Origin of the sequence: Putridiphycobacter roseus, from assembly GCF_003234935.1 — a bacterium.
Taxonomy (GTDB): Bacteria; Bacteroidota; Bacteroidia; order Flavobacteriales_D; family Crocinitomicaceae; genus Putridiphycobacter; species Putridiphycobacter roseus.
In genome coordinates, this window is the sequence record NZ_QKSB01000078.1 from 1 (window position 1) to 626 (window position 626).

Annotated in this window: 1 protein-coding gene and 1 pseudogene; both read right to left on the reverse strand. The window is 42.2% G+C overall.

Annotated elements, in window-relative coordinates; genetic code table 11:
• On the reverse strand, window positions 1–424 hold a 424-nt coding region (locus tag DNU06_RS17585; protein WP_233503079.1), incomplete at its 3' end, for a hypothetical protein.
• 18 nt (window positions 425–442) lie between these two features.
• A pseudogene (locus tag DNU06_RS18255) lies at window positions 443–610 on the reverse strand (hypothetical protein); the annotation flags it as partial.
• Window positions 611–626 lie beyond the last annotated feature (16 nt).

The following is a 626-nucleotide window of genomic DNA, read 5'->3' on the forward strand; positions in this document are numbered from 1 at the left end:
AGCAGGTCTGAATAACTTGGTGCTCGTGTCCAACGGCAACAAATACATGGATGTCCTTGTTGTCAGCAAAAGATTTGATCAAATCCCATACTTGATCATAGTTGAACAATTGAGTGGTGCTGTCCAAGTTCAAATGCAATTTCTTGTGGATAGTTTCGGTCAAACCATCGATTCTAATGTAGAAGTTGAAGTAGTTAGAACGTACATTGAACATTTGGGAGTTCATTTCGAAGTGCAACATTCTGGAAGTTTCAGTGGCAACGGTAAGAGCGCTGAAATCTCCACCGAATTTGTATTCTTTGTCGATGTAGTCGGCTTGATGATACATTGACCATCCTTGTTGGTTGGGTTTGCGGGTGTATTTGAGAATTTGGGCAGCGTTTAATCTGAACACTTGATGGCAAGGATCGGTGGTGTGTGCCATTGACCACAAGTAAGTGTAATGGAAGTGGTAAAGTTCAGTGCTTGGTTCGGTTTGGAGTTCCCAGTACATGTTGAGAAGACGGGAAATTGGAGGATGAGATTCCATGATGATGTAGTAGGCAAGAATTCTCATTTCGAGGTGTTGAGACCAGTCAGAGAAGATTGGCCAGTAGAGTTCGTATACCATATCATGATCACCAATT